This is a genomic window from Pseudomonas sp. GXM4 (assembly GCF_008923895.1).
GTDB lineage: Bacteria > Pseudomonadota > Gammaproteobacteria > Pseudomonadales > Pseudomonadaceae > Aquipseudomonas > Aquipseudomonas atacamensis.
On the sequence record NZ_WBRZ01000087.1, the window covers coordinates 1 to 19,543 of the forward strand.

At 59.6% G+C, this 19,543-nt stretch carries 14 protein-coding genes; 1 reads left to right on the forward strand and 13 read right to left on the reverse strand.

Annotated elements, in window-relative coordinates; translation table 11 throughout:
* Positions 1-295: 295 nt before the first annotated feature.
* Positions 296-3,925, forward strand: a complete 3,630-nt coding sequence (locus F8N49_RS13360) for a hypothetical protein (protein WP_151551728.1) — start codon at positions 296-298, stop codon at positions 3,923-3,925.
* Between the two features lie 134 nt (positions 3,926-4,059).
* Here F8N49_RS13360 and nuoN read toward each other — a convergent pair whose 3' ends face one another.
* The 13 genes from nuoN to F8N49_RS13425 form a co-directional block, all read right to left on the reverse strand.
* Complete coding sequence (gene nuoN, locus F8N49_RS13365; protein ID WP_024013420.1) at positions 4,060-5,523, reverse strand: NADH-quinone oxidoreductase subunit NuoN; 1,464 nt, start codon at positions 5,521-5,523, stop codon at positions 4,060-4,062.
* 7 nt (positions 5,524-5,530) lie between these two features.
* Positions 5,531-7,063 (reverse strand): NADH-quinone oxidoreductase subunit M, encoded by a 1,533-nt coding sequence (gene nuoM / locus F8N49_RS13370; RefSeq protein WP_016775285.1) that lies wholly within the window; start codon positions 7,061-7,063, stop codon positions 5,531-5,533.
* 39 nt (positions 7,064-7,102) lie between these two features.
* Positions 7,103-8,956: an NADH-quinone oxidoreductase subunit L gene (gene nuoL, locus F8N49_RS13375; RefSeq protein ID WP_024013419.1), complete on the reverse strand. Its 1,854-nt coding sequence runs from the start codon at positions 8,954-8,956 to the stop codon at positions 7,103-7,105.
* Positions 8,953-9,261 (reverse strand): NADH-quinone oxidoreductase subunit NuoK, encoded by a 309-nt coding sequence (gene nuoK, locus F8N49_RS13380; RefSeq protein ID WP_003180046.1) that lies wholly within the window; start codon positions 9,259-9,261, stop codon positions 8,953-8,955. The genes nuoL and nuoK overlap by 4 nt, the downstream gene beginning before the upstream one ends.
* Positions 9,262-9,264: 3 nt before the next feature.
* Positions 9,265-9,765 (reverse strand): NADH-quinone oxidoreductase subunit J, encoded by a 501-nt coding sequence (gene nuoJ, locus F8N49_RS13385; protein ID WP_151551730.1) that lies wholly within the window; start codon positions 9,763-9,765, stop codon positions 9,265-9,267.
* A gap of 9 nt (positions 9,766-9,774) precedes the next feature.
* Positions 9,775-10,323, reverse strand: a complete 549-nt coding sequence (gene nuoI / locus F8N49_RS13390) for an NADH-quinone oxidoreductase subunit NuoI (protein ID WP_016775283.1) — start codon at positions 10,321-10,323, stop codon at positions 9,775-9,777.
* 11 nt (positions 10,324-10,334) lie between these two features.
* Complete coding sequence (gene nuoH / locus F8N49_RS13395; RefSeq protein ID WP_016775282.1) at positions 10,335-11,342, reverse strand: NADH-quinone oxidoreductase subunit NuoH; 1,008 nt, start codon at positions 11,340-11,342, stop codon at positions 10,335-10,337.
* Positions 11,339-14,053 (reverse strand): NADH-quinone oxidoreductase subunit NuoG, encoded by a 2,715-nt coding sequence (nuoG, locus tag F8N49_RS13400; protein WP_151551732.1) that lies wholly within the window; start codon positions 14,051-14,053, stop codon positions 11,339-11,341. Before nuoG ends, nuoH begins: the two co-directional genes overlap by 4 nt.
* Before the next feature lie 136 nt (positions 14,054-14,189).
* Positions 14,190-15,545 carry an NADH-quinone oxidoreductase subunit NuoF gene (nuoF, locus tag F8N49_RS13405; RefSeq protein WP_024013417.1) on the reverse strand — a complete coding sequence of 452 codons (1,356 nt, stop codon included), beginning with the start codon at positions 15,543-15,545 and terminating at the stop codon, positions 14,190-14,192.
* Entirely contained in the window at positions 15,542-16,039 is a 498-nt protein-coding gene (gene nuoE / locus F8N49_RS13410; protein WP_003223804.1) for an NADH-quinone oxidoreductase subunit NuoE, read from the reverse strand. Before nuoE ends, nuoF begins: the two co-directional genes overlap by 4 nt.
* 2 nt (positions 16,040-16,041) lie before the next feature.
* Complete coding sequence (gene nuoC, locus F8N49_RS13415; RefSeq protein WP_122612132.1) at positions 16,042-17,826, reverse strand: NADH-quinone oxidoreductase subunit C/D; 1,785 nt, start codon at positions 17,824-17,826, stop codon at positions 16,042-16,044.
* Between the two features lie 69 nt (positions 17,827-17,895).
* Positions 17,896-18,570, reverse strand: coding sequence for an NADH-quinone oxidoreductase subunit B family protein (locus tag F8N49_RS13420; RefSeq protein ID WP_016775278.1), 675 nt, complete (start codon positions 18,568-18,570; stop codon positions 17,896-17,898).
* A 10-nt stretch (positions 18,571-18,580) separates the two neighbouring features.
* Complete coding sequence (locus tag F8N49_RS13425) at positions 18,581-18,994, reverse strand: NADH-quinone oxidoreductase subunit A (RefSeq protein ID WP_003223812.1); 414 nt, start codon at positions 18,992-18,994, stop codon at positions 18,581-18,583.
* Positions 18,995-19,543 lie beyond the last annotated feature (549 nt).

A 19,543-nucleotide genomic window follows, 5' to 3' on the forward strand; every position in this document is an offset into this window, starting at 1 on the left:
ATAAGTTCTAATGTGTCTAAGCGGCTTTCAGAAGTAACAGTTGTTTGAATTTTTTTCTGGACTTACCGTGCTTGGAAGCTGAGTTGGACGTCAATTTGGCGATTTTTAATTGTTCATCGAGTTGTTGAACAAGGTGATAGGTTCTTTCAGAAGTCAGCCACTTCGGTAAGTTCTGCTTCTCGGAAAAATCCATGCGCTTGATGCTTATTCCTACGCAGGGTCGCTTGGCGGAAGATTCCAAAGTGGTAAACGCTTAGTAAGTATCGAACGCAATAAATCGTCAGGGAGCAAAACAATGAATAATTATAGTTGCATAATGATGAATAGTTTTACTGAGATTGCGGATGGGATAGACAACATCGAAAGCGGAAAGTGTATCGAGGTTTCGGCAGATGATTTTACTGTTGTCAATCTTCGTAGCGAAGAAGTCGGGACTTATACCAAGGCGGTTTTACAAGTACGCCATGAATTTTTTGGATTGTCAGCTTTTCTTGAGGTGGAATATTCTTTTAACCCCTATGGTGCCGCATTTACTTGCTATGCAAAGCGCTACGCTGCAGTGAATAACGGTAGAAAAAGCGGGAATGTTATTTTTGACTTTTATTCGCAGTCCTCATTTGGAGAAAAGGAGCTGACTAATGACAACGCCATTCAGGATGGACAGTGGCATGAGATAATTGGCGGCGGAGGCACGGTAGCTGGGGATACCGAAAGAGCTTATATATATTTTAAATTCATATTTGATCTCCCCGGTCCCGATACATGGGCGTCAGTTCGGGTCAGGATTCCATTCTCTGTTGCTAGACCGAGTATCACTAATCCAGGAATAGTGAAGACTACTCGCCCGACGATAACCGGCACGGGTATAGCAGGTGCCAGCATTAAATTGTATGAGCACAATGTCCCTCAAGTCGTTCTGGCAACTACAATAGTGCAAAGCAATGATTTATGGGGCGTACCGCTGGAGCGAACCCTGGCAATGGCCGACCCGTTTCACATGACGGCCACTCAAACCTTGAACGGGTTACCCTCTGGATATACACCGCACGTGAGTTTTGCGGTCCTTTTCAAACCGGTTATCTTCAACGTAACCGTATCCGCTGACGGCAAACCAACAATCAGTGGCGCAGCCGGGCTCAAGGACGCCACGCTTAAAATTTTCAAGCACAATGAAGAGAGCGCTAGTTTAACGACCACTGTCTTAACGGACGGCACTTGGTCAGTTTCTGCCACCACAGCGTGGCCCCCAGGTAAACATGTGATCATGGCGGAACAAACGGCCAAGAACACCGGCGGGCGTTCTGATCGATCCGAGCCCCGATCGCTTGAAGTCAAGCCGCCCAAGCCCGCTATAACTTCGCCACCTAATCCGGCCGCAGTGAAACAGCCGCTGAGCATCACCCTCGTTTTTTCTGATGCCGTCACCCTGCAATTGTTGACTGAGGCCGGCGCACCGGTGGCTGGCAGTTTCACTGGCAGTGGCTCAGCTCGCACATTCATACCGACAGCGAACTGGGATGTAGGCTCCACGAGGGTCAAAGTTGTGCAGAGTGTGGGCGGCGTGTCCTCCGAACCAAGCGATCCAGTCACCATTCTGATAAATGCGAAACCGCCCAAACCTGTGATCACTCACCCTTTACCGCACACCGGTCATCATGCCGAGGTCAGGGTGCAAGGAACGTGCATCGCGGGAGCGACGATCACTTTGCAAAGTGCCGCTGGCGTCTCTCTGCAAGGCAACCTGACCTACAATGCAACGACATGGTTTTTCGAGTACCTCTGGCTGCCCGGTCCTAAACATATCAAGGCGCAGCAGAGCGTGAATGGAGATACGTCTGAAGCAACCGCTGTCCTCGAGTTTTACATCAAGCCAGCTACGCCTGACATCGAGCCGCCAACCGACCCGGCAACACCGAAACAGCCTTTGAAAATCACCGGTGTCGCGTCAGGCGCCGTCACCCTGCAAATGTTTACCAAACCCGATAGAGCCGTGCCTGGCCAATTCACCAGCAGCGGAGCCGACCGCCTCTTCACTCCGGCGGAGGACTGGACGCCCGGCGAAAACACTGTCTACGTCATCCAAACGGTAAACGGCGTGGACTCTGACCCCAGTGACTTGTGCACTTTCACCGTGGAGGTGGAGGACCGGCCCGACGCCCCTCAATTCCAGCAACCGCAGGCGGGGGGCATAACTTCAATATATCCCACCCTCAAGATCGCCGGCCTGCCAGGCGCGCTGCAAACCGTTCGCTTTGAGAACGGCGCTACATTGCACGAAGACACCGCGGGCGCAGACGGGATCCTGACATTCACCGTGGTGAATCCGTTGGAGCCGGGCACCATTGTCCTTGAGGCTAAACAGGCCAGAGGGGGAATGGATTCGGATTGGAGCGCGCCGCATCGCTTTACGGCCAAGGCTGCGCCGTCAATCCCGGCTATCGAAGCGCCACGGGCGAACTCCGAGACATCACGCTATCCGAGGATTCGCGGCACAGGTGCAACAGGAGGTGAGATTGTCCTGCGTCATGCGCTTGATCCCAAGGAAGAGTTTGCCATTGTCGACGGTTCAACCCGGTGGAATTGGACCGCAGAAAAAGCGTGGGCCCTCGGAGACTATGCCGTGCAGGCCCGGCAGACATTCGACGGGGAATGTTCCGACTGGACTGAGGCTCGCTCCTTCAAGGTGAGCGAATCGCGGTATGCCATTGGTGACGCCACCCCGGCCATGGGTACGCCGGTGGTGGGCACGGAGCAGAGCGTGCTGTTGCGGGTTCAGGTCATCTCCGGTGTCTCTGGGGAGGTAGCCGCTGGCGTGGAGGTGAATTGGCGCGTCAATGGCGAGGAGGAGCTGCTGGCGACAACACAGACAGACGTCAATGGCTGGACCTCTTATCGCTATAGACCTGAGACCAGCGGCAAGCATGAAATTCTGGCGGACGTCACTCAGGACAACGCCGGTGTGACTTTGACCGAACTCTATGAAGTGAATGCCGTACTGGACGATGTCTGGGCGCAGGCTGCAGAGCTTTATCTGGACGGTGAGCGTGTCGACCCTGCAAGCGAGTTCGTGCTGTTGAGAAAGAACCAGCCCTATAAGCTGGAGCTGAAGTTTGCCGACGACAGCGTTTTGATTGGCTCTACCGTCACTTTGCAGAACTTCTGGGGCGCGAAGGAGCGAGGCCTGACTTTTAATCCTGATCTGGGTACGCGGCTGACTATAAACAAAGGATCGTCAATCCATTGGTATATTTCTGCCGAAGAGGCGAACAGTGGTTTTTACGGTTTGAGTCTGGCCAGTTCGATACTGCCCGACTGGGAGCTGCCCGGGCGAGTGGAGGCGGGGGATTTGGCTGACGCCGTGAGGTTTGATCTTGATGGGTTCCCACAGGTGTTCGGTGGCGCCCCGGCGTTCCCCTGCCTGGGGGCCACGCATACATTGACTTTGCGACCCCAGGACAGCAGTTTTCTGCTCGGCCAGGACGTAGTTCTGGAGTTGAGTGCGCAAGCGGCCGATCTAGGCGTGACCTTGAGTCCGAGCAGCCCGCAAACGCTCGGTGAAGACGGGGTGAGCTGGTTGCTGAACTGCGTCGACAGCACCAGTGCCGGCGATTTCGCAGTCTGGTTGAAGGTACCGGCGCTGGAATTCAGTTCGCTGGAGTTGCCCATGTCGCTGGCGCATAACAGTGCTGAAGTATCTGAAAAATTCGGCCCTCAGCAAATGGGAGGTTCGGCCGCGTACTGGAGGTATGGCATTCGCGCGGTTTCCACTTTCACGGGACTGCCGGCGGGGGGAGTGCCGGTGACTGTCGCGGTGACTGGCAAGCCAACCGTGGAGAATTTTACTGCTCGCGATGGCTGGATATTTATCAGCTACTACGACGGAGAGTTTGCGAGTTTGTCCATTCGTAACCGCTATGGAAAGTAATGGCTGGGCAAGCGTCGGCAACTAGAGTGCGGCGCGGTACTTGTCACGGGTTGTTGCTGCGCAAAAAATCCCGGACCAAAAAAAACGGCACCTGCGAAGGTGCCGTTTCCATTCCAGCCAGATCAGCCGAGCAATCAGCCCGCCAGACCCGCCTGCTGTACCAGCACCAGCAATGGCTGCGGGTATACGCCCAGGAAGAATGCGACCAGGGCGATGGCCAGCAGCATCACGCCGCCTGCCTTCTGTTCCCAGTGCAGTTGGGCGTCGTGGCGACGCAGGTTCGGCTCGATCAGGTACAGGGTGACCATCACGCGCAGGTAGTAGAAAACGCCGATGGCGCTGCCCAGTACCAGTGCGCCGACTAGCCACCACTGACGCGTTTCGACGCCGCTGGCGATGATGTAGAACTTGCCGATGAAGCCGGCGGTCAGCGGGATGCCGGCCAGGGACAGCATCATCACGGTCAGCACGGCGGTCAGGTACGGACGGCGCCAGAACAGGCCGCGGTACTCGTACAGGGCGTCGGCGTCGCGGCCGTTGTACGGCGACGACATCAGGGTGATCACGCCGAACGCGCCGAGGCTGGTGATGACATAAGTCACCAGATAGACGCCGATGGCTTCCACCGCCAGACCCTTGCTCGCCACCAGCGCGATCAGCAGATAGCCGAAGTGCGCAATCGACGAGTAACCGAGCAGACGCTTGAGGTTGCTCTGGGTCAGGGCCAGCAGGTTACCGAACAGGATCGAGGCGACCGCGATCACGCTCAGCACGTCGCTCAGCACACCACTGCTGGCAGCAGGGGAGAGCTGGAACAGACGCACCATCACCGCAAACACTGCGACCTTCGAAGCGGTAGCGAGGAACGCCGCCACCGGTGCCGGTGCACCTTCGTAGACGTCCGGCGTCCACAGGTGGAACGGTACCAGCGACAGCTTGAACGCCAGACCGATGAGCATCATGCCCAGGCCCAGTTGCGCCAGCGGGCTTGGCAGGCCGGTTGCAGCCAGGGCCTGACCGATGCCAACGAAGCTCAGCGAACCGGCGTCGGCGTAGAGCAGCGCCATACCGAACAGCAGGAACGCGGAACCGGCGGCCGACAGCACCATGTACTTGATGCCGGCTTCCAGCGAACGCTTGTTGAAGAAGGCGTAAGCCACCAGACCGTAGACCGGTACCGACAGCAGTTCCAGGCCAATGAACAAACCGGCCAGGTGCTGCGCGCTGACCAGAACCAGACCACCGGCGGCGGCCATCAGGATCAGCAGGTACAGTTCTTCGCGGTTGCCCGGGTAACCCGAACCGCCATCACCCAGATAGGCGTGGGCAAGGGTGACGCAGGCGAGGGTGGCGACCAGGATCATCGCCATGTACAGGCAGGCGAAGGCATCGATCTGCAGCAATGGGGTCACGGCCAGAGGCGCGACTTTCAACGCAGGCAGGATCGACAGCAGGGCCAGGTTCAGACCCGCCACCGAAATCAGGAAGGTCTGCGAGTGGTTGCGGCGCCAGGCGATTGCCAGCATCACCACGATAATGGTGAGGCTGGTGATCAACAGTGGCGCAAGCGCAATAAAGTGTTGAATCGTGAATTCCATAGCGCTCTTACCGGGCCGAAGCGAGTTGAGAGAAGGCGGTGCCGAGCCACTGCTGCACGCCATGCATGGTGGCGGCAGAGGTGTCGAGGAACGGTTGCGGGTAGACGCCGAGGTAAATCAGCAATACCGCCAGACCGAGCACCATGATCAGTTCGCGCGCGTCCATGCCGTGCAGCACCGCGTCGGATTTCGACGGGCCGAAGTAGGCACGGTGGATCATGATCAGCGAGTAGACCGAACCGAACACCAGACCGGAAGTGGCAATCGCCGTGACCCATGGAGCGCTGGCGAAGGAGCCGATCAGGATCAGGAATTCGCCGACAAAGTTACCGGTGCCCGGCAAGCCCAGCGACGCCGCAGCGAAGAACAGGCTGATGGCCGGCAGGTAAGCGATACGCGACCACAGACCGCCCATCTCACGCATGTCACGCGTATGCAGACGCTCGTACAACTGACCGCTGAGGATAAACAGCGCCGCTGCCGACAGACCGTGCGCCAGCATCTGGATCACTGCACCTTGCAGCGCCAGTTGGCTGCCGGAGTAGATGCCGATCAACACGAAGCCCATGTGGGAAACGGAAGAGAAGGCAATCAGACGCTTGATGTCGGTTTGTGCGAACGCCAGGAACGCGCCGTAGAAGATCCCGATCAGACCGAGGGTCATGGCGATCGGCGCGAACTCCGCCGAAGCGTTCGGGAACAGCGGCAGGGCGAAACGCAGCAGACCGTAGGCCGCGGTTTTCAGCAGGATACCGGCGAGGTCGACGGAACCGGCAGTCGGTGCCTGGGCGTGAGCATCAGGCAGCCAGGAGTGGAACGGTACGACGGGCAGCTTGACCGCGAAAGCGATGAAGAAGCCGAGCATCAGAATGTACTCGGTGGTCATCGACATCTTGGTTTTCAACAGGTCGGCGTAGTTGAAGGTGATCACGCCGGTATTGTTGAAGTTGACCAGCACCAGACCGAGGATCGCCACCAGCATGATCAGGCCGGACGCCTGAGTGAAGATGAAGAACTTGGTCGCTGCGTAGATCCGGGTTTTCTTGCCGTCCGAAGAACTGTGACCCCAGAGCGCGATGAGGAAGTACATCGGCACCAGCATCATTTCCCAGAAGAAGAAGAACATGAACAGGTCGAGGGCGAGGAACACGCCGACCACACCGCCCAGGATCCACATCAGGTTCAAGTGGAAGAAGCCAACGTGACGTTGGATTTCTTTCCACGAGCAGAGTACCGAGAGGATACCCAGCAGGCCGGTCAGCAGGATCATCAACAGCGACAGGCCGTCGAGGGCCAGGTGCACGTTGATGCCGAAACGCTGGATCCAGACATGCTTGAACTCAAGCGCCCAGGTCGGATCGGCGCCCGGCGCCGGTGCGAATGAATAGTCACCGTGGGCCCACAGCCAGAGGCCGAGCGCGAGTTCCAGGGTCATGGTCAACAGCGCAATCCAGCGCGGGAGGGTAGCGCCGAAGCGCTCACCCATCCAGCACAGCAGGCCGCCGATGAAGGGGATCAGGATTAGCCAAGGCAGAATCATGACGGGCTCGTTTCCTTTCGCAAATTCGCAAGGTTCATATCAGACCGCTACCAGCACGATGGCGCCGATCACCAGCACGGCACCAGCAGCCATCGAGGCGGCGTACCAACGCAGTTGACCGGTCTCGGTGCGGCTCAGGGCAGTGTGACCACCCTTGGCCATACGCGGGATCAGACCGATGGTCTGGTCGAGCGGGTCTTTGCGCAGTACATGGCTGATCGCAAGGTACGGCTTGACGAACAGTTTGTCGTAGATCCAGTCGAAGCCCCAGGCAGCGAACCACCAGGCCGAAAGGAAACGGCCGATGCCGCTGTTGGCGATCGCCGTGACGAAGCGACGCTTGCCAAGGAACAGCAGCGCTGCCAGCAGGATACCGGCCAGGGCGATGGCGCCCGAGGCGATTTCCAGACTGTGCTTGGCTTCGCCACCGGCATGGCCGACGCTTTGCGGCAGTACGCCGTGCAGCGGTGGCACGATCATCGCGCCGACGAAAGTCGACAGCACGATCAGTACCGACAGAGGCAGCCAGTGGGCAATGCCGTGGCCGGCGTGGGCTTCGGTCTTGGCTTCACCGTGGAACGCGATGAAGATCAGGCGGAAGGTGTACAGCGACGTCATGAACGCACCGACCAGACCTGCGTAAAGCAGACCCTGGTTGCCGCTGGCGAACGCTTCCCAGAGGATTTCGTCCTTGGAGTAGAAGCCAGCGGTAACCAGTGGCAGAGCGGCCAGTGCAGCACCGCCGACGATGAAGCTGGCGTAGGCCAGTGGCAATTTCTTCCACAGACCGCCCATCTTGAAGATGTTCTGCTCGTGGTGGCAGGCAACGATCACCGCACCGGAAGCAAGGAACAGCAGGGCCTTGAAGAAGGCGTGGGTCATCAGGTGGAAGATCGCGCCTTCCCAGGCGCCAACGCCCAGCGCCAGGAACATGTAGCCGATCTGGCTCATGGTCGAGTAGGCGAGGATACGTTTGATGTCGGTCTGCACCAGCGCGGCAAAACCGGCCAGTACCAGGGTCACGCCACCGACGATGCCGACGAGGTGCAGGATGTCCGGCGCCAAGGCGAACAGACCATGGGTACGGGCGATCAGGTAGACACCGGCGGTCACCATGGTCGCGGCGTGGATCAGTGCCGAAACCGGGGTAGGGCCGGCCATTGCGTCAGCGAGCCAGGTCTGCAGCGGCAGCTGAGCCGATTTGCCGACAGCACCACCGAGCAGCATCAGGGTTGCCAGAACGATCCAGAAATCGCCGACCTTGAAGTGCTCAGGCGCACGTACCAGCAGTTCCTGGACGTTCAGCGTGCCCAGTTGCTGGAACAGGATGAACAGGCCGATGGCCATGAACACGTCGCCGATGCGGGTGACGATGAACGCCTTGAGTGCGGCGTTACCGTTGTTGCGGTTGCTGTAGTAGAAACCGATCAACAGGTACGAGCACAGGCCCACGCCTTCCCAACCGAAGTAGATGAACAGCAGGTTATCGCCGAGGATCAGGAACAGCATGCTGGCGATGAACAGGTTGGTGTACGAGAAGAAGCGCGAGTAACCGTCTTCGCCACGCATGTACCAGGACGCGAACAGGTGGATCAGGAAGCCGACGCCGACGACCACACCGAGCATGGTCACCGACAGGCCATCCAGGTACAGCGCGAAGTTCGGCTGGAAACCTTCCACCGACATCCAGCGCCACAGCACCTGGGTGTACACGCCACCCTCCGGCGGTGCGACGTTGAATTGCCAGATCACGTAAGCGGTGACGATGGCCGACAGGCCGATCGAACCGACACCGATCAGCGCCGAGAGGTTTTCCGAGAAGCGGCCGCGCGAGAACGACAGCAACAGGAACCCGATCAGAGGGAATACGAAAGTCAGAAAGAGTAGGTTCATCCGCGCATCTCACTGGCAGCGTCGATATCGAGCGTGTGGAAGCGGCGATACAGTTGCAGCAGGATCGCCAGGCCAATACTGGCCTCGGCTGCGGCAAGGCTGATCACCAGGATGAACATGATCTGTCCATCCGGCTGCGCCCAGCGGGCGCCCGCAACGATGAAGGCCAGGGCAGAGGCGTTCATCATCACTTCCAGACTCATCAACACGAACAAAATGTTGCGGCGGACCATCAGGCCGACCAGACCAAGGCAGAACAGGATGCCGGCGACGGCCAGTCCATGTTCGAGAGGGATAGCAGGCATGTCTTACTCCTTCGCCTCGTTACGGCCCAAATGGAACGCCGTGACGGCTGCGGCGAGCAGCAGCATCGAGGCGAGTTCGACCACCAGCAGATACGGGCCGAACAGGCTGATGCCCACGGCTTTCGCATCTACGGTGGTGTGGCCGATGACCTGGCCGCTCTGGTGAGCGAACAGCACATACAGCAGTTCGGCCAGCAGCAGCGCGGCAAGAATCACCGGTCCGGCCCAGATGCCGGGCTTTAGCCAGGTGCGTTCCTGCTGCACCGAGGCGGGACCGAGGTTGAGCATCATCACCACGAACACGAACAGCACCATGATGGCGCCGGCGTAGGCGATCACTTCAAGGACGCCGGCGAACGGCGCGCCGAGGGCGAAGAAGGTCATGGCAACGGCGATCAACGAGATGATCAGGTAGAGCAGGGCGTGCACGGGGTTGGTGTTGGTGACCACACGCAGCGTGGACACCACAGCAATACCCGATGCGAAATAGAAAGCGAATTCCATCGTTCTTCCTTAAGGCAGCAAGCTCTTCACGTTGATCGGTTCGGCTTCGTTCTGCGCAGCGCCTTTCGGCTTGCCAGCGATTGCCATACCTGCAACACGATAGAAGTTGTAATCAGGGTTTTTGCCGGGGCCGGAGATCAAAAGATCTTCTTTCTCGTACACCAGGTCCTGACGTTTGAACTCGGCCATCTCGAAATCCGGGGTCAGCTGGATCGCGGTGGTCGGGCAGGCTTCCTCGCAGAGACCGCAGAAAATGCAGCGCGAGAAGTTGATCCGGAAGAAGTCCGGGTACCAGCGACCGTCTTCGGTTTCAGCTTTCTGCAGCGAGATGCAACCCACCGGGCAGGCCACGGCGCACAGGTTGCAGGCTACGCAGCGTTCTTCGCCATCGGGGTCGCGGGTCAGGACGATGCGGCCACGGTAACGCGGCGGCAGGTAGACCTGCTCCTCGGGGTATTGCAGGGTGTCGCGCTTGCGAAAGCCATGGCCGAAGACCATGACCAGGCTACGCAACTGGGTACCGGTACCCTTAACGATGTCGCCAATATATTTGAACATGGGTCAAATCCTCACTGAACCGCAACCGCAGGCGTGTTCATCAACACAACCGCAGCGGTCACCAGCAAATTGATCAGGGTCAGTGGCAGGCAGAATTTCCAGCTGAAATCCATCACCTGGTCATAACGCGGACGCGGGATGGAAGCGCGCAGCAGGATGAACAGCATGATGAAGAACGCGGTCTTCAGTGCGAACCAGACGAAGGACAGTTGCGGCAGGATGCCGAACGGACCATGCCAGCCACCGAAGAACAGGGTGACCAGCAGCGCCGAGATCAGGATGATGCCGATGTATTCACCGACGAAGAACATGCCCCATTTCATACCGGCGTATTCAATGTGGTAACCGTCGGCCAGTTCCTGTTCCGCTTCCGGCTGGTCGAACGGGTGACGGTGAGTCACGGCGACGCCAGCGATGAAGAAGGTACAGAAACCGAAGAACTGCGGAATGATGAACCACAGGTTCTGCGCCTGGTACTCGACGATGTCGCGCATGTTGAACGAGCCGACCTGCACCACGATGCCCATCAGGGCCAGGCCCATGAACACTTCGTAGGACACGGTCTGCGCCGAGGCACGCAAGCTGCCGAGCAGGGCGAACTTGTTGTTGCTCGACCAGCCGGCGAACAGCACCGCGTAGACCGACAGACCGGCCATGGCGAAGAAGAACAGCAGGCCGATGTTCAGATCCGCCACGCCCCAGGTCGGGGTGATCGGGATGATCGCGAAGGCGATCAGCAGGGCGGACATGGCCACCACCGGCGCCAGGGTGAAGATCACCTTGTCGGCAAACGGCGGCGTCCAGTCTTCCTTGAAGAACATCTTCAGCATGTCGGCGGCGATCTGGAACATGCCGAACGGGCCAACGCGGTTCGGACCGTAACGGTCCTGCCACCAGCCCAGCAGGCGACGTTCGACAAAGCTGAGCAAGGCGCCTGCGACCACCACGGCCAGCAGGATCACGATGGCTTTGATGACCGTCAGGATCACATCGATCACTTCAGGGGTGAACCAGGTCATTGCGCTGCCTCCTGCAGACCGTCGACGGACACGCCGGCGAATGCCGGTGGAATGCCGGCGATGCCCGCAGGCAATGCCACCAGACCGGCGCCCAGTTCTTCATTGATGCGCAGCGGCAGACGCAATGTCTGACCGGCCACGTTCAGGCTCAGCAGGGCACCGTCGTTGACGCCGAGGCGATCCGCTTCGGATTTCGCCAGCGCGACGTAAGGTGCCGGAATGCGTTCCTGTACCGGGGCGGCTTTCGAAGAGTTTTCTTCGCTGCCGAACAGGTGGAAGAACGGCACGGCTTGCCATGTACCCGGCGCCGGGTTGAATGCGCGCGGAGCAGCAGCGAACCAGTTCAGCGAGTCGCCAGTGCTTTCGATCAGGCGTGTGCCCGGGTCGCCAGCGCGCAGATGACCACCGACTTCGTCCTGGAACTTGTTCCACGCTTGTGGCGAGTTCCAGCCCGGCGACCATGCGAATGGCACCTGCTGACGCGGTTCGGCGGAGCCCGAGTAACCTTCCATGGAGAAGGCGAACGCGGTGTCCTGGTCTTGCGGGGTGCGTGGTTCGTGAACGCTGATGTCGGCGCGCATGGCGGTGCGACCGGAATAACGCAGTGGCTCACGGGCCAGTTTCAGACCCTTGATGCGGAACGCGGCCGATGGGGCTGCGTCGACGATACGCGCCAGTTGCGCGGTGCTCGAGGCAACGGCAGCGGTGACGTGGTCAAGTTGCGTCCAGTCGATCGGCTGGTTCAGCAGGGTCGAGCGCAGGGCGTGCAGCCAGCGCCAGCCTTCGTGCACCAGAATGCTCGCGTCCAGGTATTGCGGATCGAAAACCTGGAAGAAACGCTGGGCGCGGCCTTCCTGGCTGACCAGCGTGCCGTCGCCCTCGGCGAAGCTTGCCGCTGGCAGAACCAGGTGCGCGCGATCGGTGGTGGCGGTTTTCTGATGGTCGGCAACGATCACCACTTTCGCGGCGTTCAGTGCGGCATCGACCTTGGCTTTGGCGGTGCGGGTGTACAGATCGTTTTCCAGCACGACGATAGCGTCGGCCTTGCCATCGATGACCGCTTGCAGCGCGGCGTCGACCGATTCGCCACCGAGCATGGCCAGACCGAGGCTGTTGGCCTCCGGCACGATCAGGCTGATCGAACCGTTCTTCTCGCGTAGCTTCAGGGCCTTGGCGATGTTCGCGGCAGCTTCGATCAGGGCTTTGGAGCCCAGCGAAGTACCGGCGATGATCAGCGGACGCTTGGCGGCGAGCAGGGCATCGGCGATGCGCTGCGCCAGTTCCAGGGCTTCGGTGTCCAGACCTTCAACGGCCGGGGCACTGGCGTCCAGCGCGTGAGCCACGGCGAAACCGATGCGCGCCAGATCGTCGGGAGCTGCGTGAACGCACTCTTCGGCGACGTCGTCGAGCTTGGTTTCGGCGAGGCTGGCGATGAACAGCGGGTTCAGCGCGTGCTGGCCGATGTTCTTCACCGCCGCGTCGAGCCAAGGCTGTACGCGCATGGCTTCGGCCATGTCTTCAGCCTTGCCCTTGACCGACTGACGCAGAGCCAGCGCCATGCGCGCGGCGGTCTGGGTCAGGTCTTCGCCGAGGACGAAGATCGCGTCGTGATCTTCGATGTCGCGCATGTTCGGCACTGGCAGCGGGCTGTCGTTCAGCACCTGTAGAACCAGACGGATGCGCTCCAGCTCGGAGGCTTCGATACCCGAATAGAAGTGCTCGGCACCAACCAGTTCGCGCAACGCGTAGTTGCTTTCGAGGCTGGCACGCGGCGAACCGATGCCGACGATGTTGCGCCCGCGCAGCAGGTCGGCGGCTTTGTCCAGCGCAGCGTCGAGGCCGAGCTTGGTGCCATCGGCCAGCAGCGGCTGACGTGGACGGTCGGTGCGGTTGACGTAGCCATAACCGAAGCGGCCACGGTCGCAGAGGAAGTATTGGTTCACCGAACCGTTGAAACGGTTTTCGATGCGACGCAACTCACCGTAACGCTCGCCCGGGGAGATGTTGCAACCGCTCGAGCAGCCATGGCAGATGCTCGGGGCGAACTGCATGTCCCACTTGCGGTTGTAGCGCTCGGAGTGGGTCTTGTCGGTGAACACACCGGTCGGGCAGACCTCGGTGAGGTTGCCGGAGAACTCGCTTTCGAGGGTGCCGTCTTCAACGCGACCGAAGTACACGTTGTCGTGGGCGCCGAATACACCGAGGTCGGTGCCGCCGGCGTAGTCCTTGTAGAAACGCACGCAGCGGTAGCAGGCGATGCAGCGGTTCATTTCGTGGGAAATGAACGGGCCCAGCTGCTGGTTCTGGTGGGTGCGTTTGCTGAAGCGATAGCGGCGCTCGTTGTGGCCGGTCATCACTGTCATGTCTTGCAGGTGGCAGTGACCGCCTTCCTCGCACACCGGGCAGTCGTGCGGGTGGTTGGTCATCAGCCATTCGACAACACTGGCGCGGAACGCCTTGGATTCTTCATCGTCGATGGAGATCCAGGTGTTGTCGGTGGCGGGGGTCATGCAGGACATGACGATACGACCACGGGTGTCGTTCTCGTCGGTGTACTGCTTGACCGCGCACTGGCGGCAGGCCCCGACGCTACCAAGCGCGGGGTGCCAGCAGAAATATGGAATGTCGAGGCCCAGCGACAGACATGCCTGTAACAGGTTGTCTGCCCCGTCGACTTCGAGCGCTTTGCCGTCTACGTGGATAGTGGCCATGGTTCAAAGGTCTTCGTTGGCCCGGTGTCAGCGGGCGTGGCTAATGGAATCTTGTTATGCGTCCGAATCCAAACAGCCCCGAAGGGCGTCATCGGACGAAAGGCGAAGGGCACGAACCCTTCGCCTTTTTAAGCGTTTACGCGCCGACTACGATCGGCCTTGCCAGAGGCGGGACGGCGGCGCTGACAGGCGCAATACCGGCTTCGAACTCTGGACGGAAGTATTTGATCGCGCTGCCCAGCGGCTCCACGGCTCCCGGTGCGTGAGCACAGAAGGTCTTGCCCGGGCCGAGGAAACCGACCAGACCCAGCAGGGTCTCGATGTCGCCCGGCTGGCCCTTGCCCTGTTCGATGGCCATCAGCAGCTTGACGCTCCATGGCAGACCATCGCGGCACGGTGTGCAGAAACCGCAGGATTCGCGTGCGAAGAACTGCTCCATGTTGCGCAGCAGCGAGACCATGTTGACGCTGTCATCCACTGCCATCGCCAGACCGGTACCCATCCGGGTGCCGACCTTGGCGATGCCGCCGGCATACATTTGTGCGTCGAGGTGCTCGGGCAGGAGGAAACCGGTGCCGGCGCCGCCTGGCTGCCAGGCCTTGAGCTTGAAGCCGTCGCGCATGCCGCCGGCGTAGTCTTCGAACAGTTCACGACCGGTGACGCCGAATGGCAGTTCCCACAGGCCCGGGTTCTTGACCTTGCCGGAGAAGCCCATGAGCTTGGTGCCCATGTCTTCGGAGCCTTCGCGGGCCAACGATTTGTACCAGTCAACGCCGTCGGCAATGATCGCCGGCACGTTGCACAGGGTTTCGACGTTGTTCACGCAGGTCGGCTTGCCCCACACGCCGACGGCGGCAGGGAAGGGCGGCTTGGAGCGCGGGTTGGCGCGGCGGCCTTCAAGGGAGTTGATCAGTGCGGTTTCTTCACCGCAGATGTAACGCCCGGCGCCGGTGTGGACGAACAGCTCGAAATCGAAACCCGAACCGAGAATGTTCTTGCCCAGCAGGCCGGCCGCCTTGGCTTCTTCCACGGCACGGTTCAGGTGCTTGGCGGCGGTGGTGTATTCGCCGCGCAGGAAGATGTAGCCACGGTAGGTTTTCAGCGCACGGGCACTGATCAGCATGCCTTCGATCAGCAGATGGGGCAGTTGCTCCATCAGCATGCGGTCTTTCCAGGTGTTCGGCTCCATTTCATCCGCGTTGCACAGCAGGTAGCGGATGTTGATGGATTCGTCCTTGGGCATCAGGCCCCACTTCACGCCAGTGGGGAAGCCGGCGCCGCCGCGACCCTTGAGGCCAGCGTCTTTGACGGTCTGGACGATGGCGTCCTGATCCATCTCGGCGAAGGCTTTGCGTGCAGCGGCGTAACCGTTCTTGGCCTGGTATTCGTCGAGCCACACGGCTTCGCCGTCATCACGCAGACGCCAGGTCAGCGGGTGAGTCTCGGCCGAGCGCTGGATGCGGTTGGCTGGACCAAAAGATGTCAGGGTCATACGTAGCCCTCGAGCAGTTTGGCCACGCCAGCAGGCTGCACGTCGCCAAAGGTGTCGTCGTCGATCATCAGCGCCGGTGCCTTGTCGCAGTTGCCGAGGCAGCAGACAGGCAGCAGGGTGAAACGACCGTCGGCGGTGGTCTGACCCAGGCCGATGCCCAGATTGTTCTGGATTTCGCTGACCACCGACTCGTGGCCGCCGATGTAGCAGACCATGCTGTCGCAGACGCGAATGATGTGACGGCCGACCGGTTGACGGAAGATCTGGCTGTAGAACGTCGCCACGCCTTCAACGTCGCTGGCCGGGATGCCGAGGATTTCGCCGATCGCGTAAAGGGCGCCGTCCGGCACCCAGCCGCGTTCCTTCTGAACAATCTTCAGGGCCTCGATCGACGCCGCGCGCGGGTCTTCGTAGTGATGCAGCTCGTGCTCGATGGCCGAGCGCTCGGTTTCACTCAAGGTGAAACGGTCTGTCTGGATAAGCGTGCTGTTCATGCTTAGCGGTCCACGTCGGCCATAACGAAGTCGATACTACCCAGGTACGCAATCAAGTCCGCGACCATGCTGCCTTTGATCACCGAAGGGATCTGCTGCAGGTGCGGGAAGCTCGGAGTACGGATCCGGGTACGGTAGCTCATGGTGCCGCCGTCGCTCGTCAGGTAATAACTGTTGATGCCCTTGGTCGCTTCGATCATCTGGAAGGATTCGTTGGCCGGCATGACCGGGCCCCACGAAACCTGCAGGAAGTGCGTGATCAGGGTTTCGATGTGCTGCAGCGTGCGTTCTTTCGGCGGCGGCGTGGTCAGCGGGTGATCCGCCTTGTACGGGCCTTCCGGCATGTTGCGCATGCATTGATCGATGATCTTGATGCTCTGGCGCATCTCTTCGACGCGGACCATGCAGCGGTCATAGGCATCGCCGTTGACGGCCAGCGGCACTTCGAATTCGAAGTTCTCGTAGCCCGAGTACGGACGCGCCTTGCGCAGGTCGAAATCGCAACCGGTCGAACGCAGGCCGGCACCGGTGACGCCCCATTCCAGGGCTTCTTTGGTGTTGTAGGCGGCAACGCCGATGGTCCGACCCTTGAGGATGCTGTTCTGCAGGGCGGCCTTGGTGTATTCGTCCAGACGCTTGGGCATCCACTCGACGAAATCCTTGACCAGTTTTTCCCAGCCGCGCGGCAGGTCGTGGGCGACGCCGCCGATGCGGTACCAGGCCGGGTGCAGACGGAAACCGGTGATGGCTTCGATCACCGTGTACGCCTTCTGGCGGTCGGTGAAGGTGAAGAACACCGGGGTCATGGCGCCGACGTCCTGGATGTAGGTACCCAGGAACAGCAGGTGACTGGTGATCCGGAAGAACTCGGCCATCATGATGCGGATGACGTCGACCTTCTGCGGCACCTTGATGCCGGCGAGCTTCTCGACCGAGAGCACGTACGGCAGGTTGTTCATCACGCCGCCGAGGTAGTCGATACGGTCGGTGTACGGAATGTAGCTGTGCCAGGACTGACGCTCGCCCATCTTCTCGGCGCCACGGTGGTGGTAACCGATGTCCGGGACGCAATCGACGATCTCTTCGCCGTCCAGCTGCAGGATGATGCGGAACGCACCGTGCGCCGAAGGGTGGTTCGGGCCGAGGTTGAGGAACATGTAGTCCTCGTTGGCACCGGAACGCTTCATGCCCCAGTCTTCCGGACGGAAGCGCGCGGCTTCCTCTTCCAGCTGCTGCTTGGCGAGGTTGAGGCTGTACGGATCGAATTCGGTGGCGCGCGCCGGGAAGTCCTTGCGCAGCGGGTGACCTTCCCAGGTCGGCGGCATCATGATGCGCGACAGGTGCGGGTGGCCTTTGAAGTCGATGCCGAACATGTCCCAGACTTCGCGCTCGTACCAGTTGGCGTTGGGCCAGATGCTGGTGACGGAAGGCATGCTGAGGTCGCCTTCGGACAAGGCCACCTTGATCATCACGTCACTATTACGCTCCAGCGACATGAGGTGATAGAACACGGTGAAGTCGGCGCCGGTCGGCAGCCCTTGACGCTTGGTGCGCAGACGCTCGTCCACGCCGTGCAGGTCATAGAGCATGACGTACGGCTTGGGCAGGTTGCGCAGGAAAGTCAGGACTTCAACCAGTTTGGCACGGGCCACCCACAGCACCGGCATGCCGGTGCGGGTTGCCTGCGCGGTGAACGCTTCGGCGCCAAAACGGTTGTTCAGTTCGACGACCACATCCTGGTCGTCTGCCTTGTAAGGCGGGATGTACAGAGCACTGCCTGTAGTCATGGTTATTTTTTCGCTTTCGGTCAACGTAAAGAATGAAGCCAGCTTCTCGTTACTTGGAACAGAACTGGATCAGACTTCGTCAGGGCTGCGCAGATTGGTGACTGCGATTCGCTGTTCGCGGCGCTGTTCCTTCTGCGATGGCATGTCGGCGCGATACACGCCTTGATCACCAACGACCCAGGAAAGCGGACGACGCTCCTGTCCAATCGATTCCTGCAACAGCATCAAGCCTTGCAGAAATGCTTCCGGACGGGGCGGGCAGCCAGGTACGTAGACGTCCACGGGCAAGAACTTGTCCACCCCTTGAACCACGGAGTAGATGTCGTACATGCCGCCGGAGTTGGCGCACGAACCCATGGAGATAACCCATTTCGGTTCGAGCATTTGCTCGTAGAGACGCTGAATGATCGGCGCCATCTTGATGAAGCAGGTACCGGCGATAACCATGAAGTCGGCCTGACGCGGCGAGGCCCGGATGACTTCGGCGCCAAAGCGCGCGATGTCGTGGGGCGCCGTGAAGGCGGTGGTCATTTCCACGTAGCAGCACGACAGGCCGAAGTTGTACGGCCACAGGGAGTTCTTACGTCCCCAGTTGACCGCGCCGCTCAGCACGTCTTCCAGCTTGCCCATGAAAATGTTTTTGTGAACTTGATCTTCTAACGGATCGGCAACGGTTTCCCGCTGGCCAATCGGATACTGCTCGTTAGGAGCATCGGGGTCGATCCTGGTGAGATTGTATTGCATTGCCAAAGCCTCATTGTTTCAGCTTCGCCTGCCGCTTGCGACGAGCTTCCGGAGCCCAGTCAAGGGCGCCCACTCGGAACAGGTAGACAAGACCTGCCAACAGAATTGCTATGAAAACGAGAGCTTCGACGAATCCGGTCCAGCCGCTTTCGCGGACGGACACAGACCATGCAAAGAGAAAGAGGGCTTCGATATCGAAGATCACGAAGAGCATCGCGACCAGATAGAATTTGGCTGAGAGCCGCAAGCGGGCGCCACCGGTAGGTAGCATGCCCGACTCGAACGGTTCGTTTTTGCTGCGACCCCAGGCTTTTGACCCGAGGAGGCTGGAGACGCCAAGCATGAAGGCACACAGGCCGACGACACCCAGAAGGAAAATGGCAAAGCCCCAGTTGTGGGCCATGAGTCCTGTCGCTTCGGGCATGCTGGTAATCCTTAACAGAGAGCAAAGGTCTCTGAGCTTGATAAAGAAATAAGGCAGTGACGATATGTCGCAGCAATCAATCGGGCTGATTTTATGGCTAAACACCCGGCAAGTAAAATTCCAAAGGCGAAATTATTTACCGGATTAAGGACATAGCGCCTCCTGAAGGCGCTGCGGCCCATGCGTTGCGGGCATTAGCCGGGTTTCCATCAATTATGTTTTGTAGAGTTTGTAACGAACATAGTTGCTGCTAAATGATAATTGATATCGTTTGGCGTGGTTTTGTAACTGTTTAACGAGTGAGTGGCTGGGAAGTTGTCTTACTTGCGCGTTACTGCAAGTAGCGAAGCCTACCGTTTTAGCGGAAATTTCTGACGCTTGTAGCGCTTCAGATCAATGTTTCGTCTCGCGGCTGACGGTAGCCCTGTGGGAGATTCTATGGTTCATGCCTAGCCCCTAAACGCCTTTGGGTGAGTATTCGCTCTGGTTTTTCAACAGAGCAAATACCACCCGTGCAAGCTTGCGGGCTAGTGCGACCAGTGCTTGGGT

What these genes read in the sequence shown, in the direction of transcription:
- F8N49_RS13360 (WP_151551728.1), top strand. Translation starts at nt 296, where the DNA reads ATGAATAATTATAGTTGCATAATGATGAATAGTTTTACTGAGATTGCG.
- nuoN (WP_024013420.1), bottom strand. Translation starts at nt 5,523, where the DNA reads ATGGAATTCACGATTCAACACTTTATTGCGCTTGCGCCACTGTTGATC.
- nuoM (WP_016775285.1), bottom strand. Translation starts at nt 7,063, where the DNA reads ATGATTCTGCCTTGGCTAATCCTGATCCCCTTCATCGGCGGCCTGCTG.
- nuoL (WP_024013419.1), bottom strand. Translation starts at nt 8,956, where the DNA reads ATGAACCTACTCTTTCTGACTTTCGTATTCCCTCTGATCGGGTTCCTG.
- nuoK (WP_003180046.1), bottom strand. Translation starts at nt 9,261, where the DNA reads ATGCCTGCTATCCCTCTCGAACATGGACTGGCCGTCGCCGGCATCCTG.
- nuoJ (WP_151551730.1), bottom strand. Translation starts at nt 9,765, where the DNA reads ATGGAATTCGCTTTCTATTTCGCATCGGGTATTGCTGTGGTGTCCACG.
- nuoI (WP_016775283.1), bottom strand. Translation starts at nt 10,323, where the DNA reads ATGTTCAAATATATTGGCGACATCGTTAAGGGTACCGGTACCCAGTTG.
- nuoH (WP_016775282.1), bottom strand. Translation starts at nt 11,342, where the DNA reads ATGACCTGGTTCACCCCTGAAGTGATCGATGTGATCCTGACGGTCATC.
- nuoG (WP_151551732.1), bottom strand. Translation starts at nt 14,053, where the DNA reads ATGGCCACTATCCACGTAGACGGCAAAGCGCTCGAAGTCGACGGGGCA.
- nuoF (WP_024013417.1), bottom strand. Translation starts at nt 15,545, where the DNA reads ATGACCCTGACATCTTTTGGTCCAGCCAACCGCATCCAGCGCTCGGCC.
- nuoE (WP_003223804.1), bottom strand. Translation starts at nt 16,039, where the DNA reads ATGAACAGCACGCTTATCCAGACAGACCGTTTCACCTTGAGTGAAACC.
- nuoC (WP_122612132.1), bottom strand. Translation starts at nt 17,826, where the DNA reads ATGACTACAGGCAGTGCTCTGTACATCCCGCCTTACAAGGCAGACGAC.
- F8N49_RS13420 (WP_016775278.1), bottom strand. Translation starts at nt 18,570, where the DNA reads ATGCAATACAATCTCACCAGGATCGACCCCGATGCTCCTAACGAGCAG.
- F8N49_RS13425 (WP_003223812.1), bottom strand. Translation starts at nt 18,994, where the DNA reads ATGCCCGAAGCGACAGGACTCATGGCCCACAACTGGGGCTTTGCCATT.